General features: G+C 30.4%; 6 protein-coding genes and 1 pseudogene. 5 read left to right on the top strand and 2 right to left on the bottom strand.

The annotated features are described in order from the left end of the window. Positions 1–223, top strand: a pseudogene (locus CAMP5121_RS07075) (methyl-accepting chemotaxis protein); the annotation flags it as partial. A 23-nt stretch (positions 224–246) separates the two neighbouring features. On the opposite strand, the gene CAMP5121_RS07070 reads toward CAMP5121_RS07075, so the two are convergent. Both CAMP5121_RS07070 and dnaG read right to left on the bottom strand, forming a co-directional pair. Then, entirely contained in the window at positions 247–1,230 is a 984-nt protein-coding gene (locus tag CAMP5121_RS07070; protein ID WP_337215203.1) for an MnmA/TRMU family protein, read from the bottom strand. Between the two features lie 65 nt (positions 1,231–1,295). Continuing rightward, the gene (gene dnaG / locus CAMP5121_RS07065) at positions 1,296–3,080 is read right to left on the bottom strand and encodes a DNA primase (RefSeq protein ID WP_337215202.1); all 1,785 of its coding nucleotides are present in this window, start codon (positions 3,078–3,080) and stop codon (positions 1,296–1,298) included. Positions 3,081–3,154: 74 nt separating this feature from the next. Between dnaG and CAMP5121_RS07060 the strand changes: the two genes are divergently transcribed. From CAMP5121_RS07060 to aroC, 4 genes are read left to right on the top strand one after another with little or no spacing between them, the layout of a single operon-like run. After that, the gene (locus CAMP5121_RS07060; protein WP_337215201.1) at positions 3,155–4,117 is read left to right on the top strand and encodes a hypothetical protein; all 963 of its coding nucleotides are present in this window, start codon (positions 3,155–3,157) and stop codon (positions 4,115–4,117) included. Further along, positions 4,114–4,554: a ribonuclease HI gene (gene rnhA / locus CAMP5121_RS07055; RefSeq protein ID WP_039668930.1), complete on the top strand. Its 441-nt coding sequence runs from the start codon at positions 4,114–4,116 to the stop codon at positions 4,552–4,554. The genes CAMP5121_RS07060 and rnhA overlap by 4 nt, the downstream gene beginning before the upstream one ends. Then, positions 4,547–5,215 (top strand): ribonuclease III, encoded by a 669-nt coding sequence (rnc, locus tag CAMP5121_RS07050; RefSeq protein ID WP_337215200.1) that lies wholly within the window; start codon positions 4,547–4,549, stop codon positions 5,213–5,215. The genes rnhA and rnc overlap by 8 nt, the downstream gene beginning before the upstream one ends. Continuing rightward, positions 5,212–6,300 carry a chorismate synthase gene (gene aroC / locus CAMP5121_RS07045; RefSeq protein WP_337215199.1) on the top strand — a complete coding sequence of 363 codons (1,089 nt, stop codon included), beginning with the start codon at positions 5,212–5,214 and terminating at the stop codon, positions 6,298–6,300. Before rnc ends, aroC begins: the two co-directional genes overlap by 4 nt. Positions 6,301–6,351: the final 51 nt, after the last annotated feature.

The raw sequence follows: 6,351 nt of genomic DNA, 5'->3' as shown, positions 1-6,351 counted from the left end.
GATTGAAGCTAATACTAATATCTTAGTTCAATCTATTAATGAAATGGGTGAAAGTATTAAAGAGCAAGCTTTAGGAATTTCACAAATTAATCAATCTGTTTCAGTAATTGATGGTTTAACTAAAGAAAACTCACAAATTGCTCATGCGACTAATTCTGTAGCTAATGAAGTTGATTCTATGTCAGCTGATATTGTAGCAGAGGTTAGAAGAAAGAAATTCTAAAAAACTACCCTTTAAAGGGTAGTTTAATTTATAAAATATTCTTGAATTTTATTTTTATCTTCAAAAGCCATACTTTGGAAAATTTTATCTTTAAAGCCTATTTTGTATTTTGTATTATTTTGAGTTTTAGCATAAGTTAGTGCTATGCTTAGAGCAAGTTCAAGATCTTGTGGATTGATGTTTTCATCCACCAAAGAATAAGCACCTATTAAATCAAAAAGTTTTAATTCTTCGTATTTTTGAGTTTTTAATTCTTTTAAAAATTGATTTTCTAGCTCATTTCTACCTACTATCATTTTAGAGCCATTTGGAAGTCTTAAGTGGCGTCCGTATTTTAAAAGTTGAGCATCATTAACTTGCATATTTTTATCAAATTTAATGAAATCTTTGATTTTATTAGAAAAGCTCTCAAGTGTAAGCAAACATCCACCGCCTGGACTTTCAAAATCTTCAAAACCAAATTTGGCAGCTAGTTCAAGTTGTCTTTTTCTACTTCTTCCGCTGATGTTTTCTAACTTTTCTCTATCAACCCAACCCTCACGCTCAGGTTTAGTTAAAGGTAAATTTTTAGCGCACATTGGACGCAAGATTAAATCTTCTTCATCAAGTGCTAGTTTTTTAACCTTAGCCATAGCATCATTTCTTTGACTCATAGGGCGTTGACCAACTACTTCTCCTGTGATGATAAAACTTGCATTTTCATCTTTTAACATTGAAAGAGCAGTTTTAAACATAAAAGCATGACAATCTATACAAGGATTAAAATGCTTTCCATATCCATATTGAGGGTTAAATAAAACTTCTTGCAAATATGTATTTCTTACATCTATCATTTCAAAACTAGCCCCTGCCATAGCAGCGCGTTTTGTCATGAGTTCGCTTTTATCGCTTGTGCCACCAAAGCCTATATTGATATTTAAAGCTTTTACTTCTATACCTTGAGAGCTTATGAGTTTTATAGCAAGCATAGAATCAAGCCCGCCGCTAAAAAGTGCTAATGCTTTCATTTTTTCCTTTCGAAATTTTTGGCATATTGTAATGAATATTTTTTAATTTTTGCGCAAGTTTTTATTTAAAAAATTTCTTCTTCAAAGTTATAATGAATTACTTTTTTATCTTTGATGTTTTTTTGTAGTCTATTTAAAAATAATTCCAAACTTTCCTCATCATCTAAAAAATGCACGCTTTTTAAAACTTCTATCAAATGGTTTAAAAAAACTTCATCATTTTGATAGCTTTTTTTGATTTTTTCTAAATTTTGATTGAGTAAATTATAAATTTGTTTTTTAAAGGCTTGTTTTAAATTCAAACTTTTTAATTTATTAAAATATGCAAGGTTGATCTTACAAATAGCATATAAAAATTCTTCTAAATTGCTTAAATTTTTGATATTTTCAAATTCATAAAGCTCTCTTATACTAGGATCTTCAAAGTTTTTTTGCTCTAAAATAGCTTTAGTAATGTCTTGGTGTAAAAAATATTCTTTTGTACTTAAAAGCTTAAAAAGCCCTATGGTTTCATTGTTTTCATATAAAAATTTCAAAAGCTCTAACTCGCTTATATTGTTGATTTTACTTTGTTTTATAGGATTAATGAAGCTTATTTTTCTTGTATTTTTAGAAAGTTTAATATCATTAATATTTACACCCAAAAGATTTGCTACCAAGGTAGTGTAGGAATTTGCTATTAAAGGTTCAAGGTTAAAAGTATATTTTTGTACCTCTTCTAAAGCCTTTTGTTTGCTAAGTGCTGAGTTTAAATCACAACTTGCAATCAAACTTCTTATATAAAATTCTCCAAGTTCTATACCTTTTTCTAAAATATTAAAAAGTAATTTTTCTTGATGGCTTGCTACAAGTTCGGCCGGATCTTTTCCACCTTCTATTAAGACTACTTTTCCATCAATTTTTGCTAAACTTAGCAAATGTGCTGAACGCACAGCGGCATTAAGTCCTGCATTATCATTGTCAAAACACAAAATTACTCTTGCTTCAAATCGTTTGATTAAAGGTATGTGATTTTCACCCAAAGCAGTTCCCAAAACCGCTACAGCATTTTTAAATCCTGCTTTATGAAAGGCTATAGCATCCATATAGCCCTCACAAATTATCATTTCTTTTTGTTTATAAATGGCATCTTTTGCTAAATTGAGTGCATAAAAAACGCGTGATTTATCAAAAAGTTTGCTTTGGGGAGAATTAACATATTTTGCCATATTTGTTTCATCTAAAGTTCTACCACCAAAGCCTATAAGCAAATTTTTATGATCATAAATACTAAAAGTAATGCGGTTGATAAAACTTGCATAAGCGCCATTTTCATTTTGTTTTATCGCACCTACCTCTAAAGCTTCTTCTTGAGTGATTTGCTCATTTTGTAGCAGTCTTAGTGTTTCATTGGAACTTGGCGCAAAGCCTAGTTCAAAGGTTCTAATATCCTCATCATTTAAGCCTCTTTTATAAAGATAAGCTAAAGCTTCTTTGTTTTTAGCTAGGTTTTGTTTGTAAAAAGCATTAAGAGTAGGCAAGATATGAATGATGGATTTTTTATTATCTTGTTTTTGCGATGTATAAGTAAGTGAAAAATTACTCCATGAAGCAACTTTTTCCACCGCTTCAACGAAGTTTAATTTCTCATAATCCATTACAAATTTAAAAACATTACCCCCAGCCTTGCATGCAAAACAATGATAAAATCCTTTAATAGAATTAATATGCATACTAGGATTTTTATCATCATGAAAAGGACAAATGCAAACATAGCTTGAGCCTTGTTTTTTTACTTCAACGTAATGAGCTATGATATCAACAATATCTGTTTTTTGTAAAAGTTGTTCTATACTTGCTTGTTCTATCATCTTTAAACCTTAAAGAAAATTATATAAGCATTTAGCTATAATTGTTATAAATTTGAAAATTAAGTTGTAAGGTTATGGATTTTTTCTTTGTAGAATACCGCGATCCTTTATTTGGTCTTATTGTTTTGACTGCTTTGGTTTTTATCATAGCTAGCTCACATTATATATGGCGTATTGTTGCAAGTAAAGACCAAAAAAGCAAACTTGATCGTTTTGTAAAAAAATTTGAAATTAATTCCACACACCAACAAATTTTAAAAAATGCCAATTTAAGCATAGAAAATTTAAATTTCTTAGCTCAAATTTTTACCAAAAGTGGTGAATTTGAAAAAGCTGTGGGGATTTATCTCATAGCTTTGCAAAAAGCAAATGAAGCAAGCCAAAAAGAATTTATCTTTTTTTCACTAGCACAAGTTTATCTAAAAGCAGGATTTTTAGAGCGTAGTGTAGAAGCTTTGTTAAATGCCTTAAAAATTAAAGCACGCAATAAAGAAAGCTTAAAACTTTTAAAAATTGTTTATTTAAAACTCAAAGATTATGACAAGGTTTTAGATGTTTTAGAGTGTTTGTTTGAGCTAGGAGAAAATATATATGCAGAAAAAGCCTTGATAAAAGCTTTAAAAATTCAAGCAAGTTCTAAAGAGCAAGAACAAAAACTAAAAGAAATTTTAGCTTTGAGCAAGGATAATGAGTATATTTTAAGACTTTGCTTTTTGCATTATAAAGATAAACTTACTCAAATGCCTCAATTTGAAAATGTCATTGATTTGCTTAATGAATGCAAAAGTCCGCTTAATCTTGAAGATGAAAAATACCACGAGTTTTTTTATGCAAAAAATTTAAGCAACAAAGCTATTCCTATCAAAAATCATAAACTAAAAATTTTAAAAATTTTAAACGATAATGAGCTAAGTGCAAATCTTAGCTTTACTTATGTATGTAATAATTGTAAAAATCAAAGTCCTTTGTTTTTTTATCATTGTCCATTTTGTTATGAATTTGGAAAATGTGAGATTTATTATGAGGTAAAAGCTTGAAAAATATTGAAATTTATACTGATGGTTCTTGCTTAAACAACCCTGGCTTTGGAGGGTGGGCTTATGTTTTAACTTATAAAAATCATCAAAAAGAACAAAGTGGGGCGTGTGAGAATACAACAAACAACCGCATGGAATTAATGGCTATTATAGAGGCTTTAAAAGCTTTAAAAGAACCATGTGAGGTAAAGTTATACACAGATTCAAATTTAATGGTACAAAGTATTAATGAATGGCTTGAAGGTTGGGTAAAAAAAGATTTTAAGGGTAAAAAAAATATTGATCTTTGGAAAGAGTATTTAAATGTAGCTAAAGATCATAAAATAACTGCTTTTTGGATCAAAGCGCACAATGGCCATGAATTAAATGAGCGTTGTGATGAGCTAGCAAGAAATGCAGCCTTAAAGCTCCAAGAAGAAAGGTCAATAAATGCTTAAAAAACTCCAAGAAAGATTAAATTATCATTTTAAAAATGAGCAATTACTCATCGAAGCTTTGACGCATAAAAGTTACAAAAAGCCTTATAATAACGAAAGATTAGAGTTTTTAGGCGATGCTGTGATGGATTTAGTAGTAGGGGAGTTTTTGTTTTTTAAATTTCAAAAAGACTCAGAAGGAAATCTTTCTAAACTTAGAGCGGCTTTGGTGAATGAAAAATCTTTTGCAACTTTAGCGCAAAAACTTGATCTTGGAGCATGTGTTTTTATGTCTATTGCAGAAGAAAATAACGATGGACGCAATAAACCTTCCATACTTTCTGATGCTTTTGAAGCACTAATGGGGGCTTTGTATTTAGAAATAGGTTTTGAAAAAACTAAAAATATAGCATTAAATTTGCTTAATGAAGTTTATCCGCATATTGATACACAAAGTTTGTTTAAAGACTATAAAACAAGACTTCAAGAAATTACGCAGGCAAATATGGCAGGCACACCTGAGTATATTGTAGTAAAGGCTTTTGGGCCTGATCATAAAAAGCAATTTGAAATCGCAGTGAAAATTCAAGGCATAGAAGTAGCAAGATCTACAGCAGGTAGTAAAAAAGAAGCCCAACAACAATGTGCTAAAATCGCACTTGAGAAATTAGGAAAACTATGAATAGCTTTGGAGTAAGATTTAAATTTACAAGCTTTGGCGAATCTCATGGTCAAGCTATAGGTTGTATAATAGATGGTATGCCAGCAGAGGTGAAGTTTGATTTTGATTTTTTACAAGAAATGCTAGATAAAAGAAAACCTGGTCAAAATAAATTTAGCACCCCTAGAAAAGAAGAAGATAAAGCTCAAGTTTTAAGTGGGGTTTTTGAGGGTTATACAACAGGAACTCCTATAAGTGTTTTGGTGTATAATGAAAATACACGCTCAAAAGATTATGAAAAAGATGTATTTCGTCCTGCACATGCTGATTTTACTTATTATCACAAATATGGCATTAGAGATTATAGAGGTGGTGGAAGAGCTAGTGCTAGAGAAAGTGTAGCAAGAGTAGCAGCAGGAGCTATGGCGCAAATGCTTTTAAAAGAATTTGACATAGAGATAATGAGTGGAGTTTTTGGGGTAGGAAGTATTGATAGCAAACTTAGTAATGATGAGTTTGATTTTGATTATGCTAAAAATAGTGAAGTTTATGCTTTAGATAAAAATTTAGAGCAAAGTTTTAAAGATGAAATTTTAAAAGCTAAAAAGGCAAAAAACAGCATAGGTGCTAGAGTTTTTACTAGAGTGAAAAACCCTATCAAAGGCTTAGGCGAGCCTTTGTATGATAAGCTTGATTCTAAACTTGCTCATGCGATTATGGGGGTAAATGCGGTTAAAGCTATAGAAATAGGAAGTGGTTTTCAAAGTAGTTATATGTATGGAAGTCAAAATAATGATGAACTAAAAGATGGGGTGTTTTTAAGCAATCATAGCGGCGGGATATTAGGCGGAATTTCTAATGGGGATTTTATCGATATAAAAACATATTTTAAGCCAACTCCTTCTATATTTTTACCCCAACAAACGCAAAATACTCAAGGAGAAAATGTTATACATGAGTTAAAAGGCAGACATGATCCTTGTGTGGGTATAAGAGGTAGTGTTGTGGTAAATGCTATGGTAGCAATTTGCATGGCTGATGCTTTGCTTTTAAATGCAAGCTCAAATTTGCAAAATTTACAACGAGTTTATGGAAAAAACAAATAAAAATTTAATACTTATTTAGATATGATGATAAAATATCTTTAAAAAGGGAGA

Origin of the sequence: Campylobacter sp. 2352 PW (genome assembly GCF_024723575.1) — a bacterium.
Taxonomy (GTDB): Bacteria; Campylobacterota; Campylobacteria; order Campylobacterales; family Campylobacteraceae; genus Campylobacter_D.
This window is presented reverse-complemented; position numbering and strand designations above follow the sequence as displayed.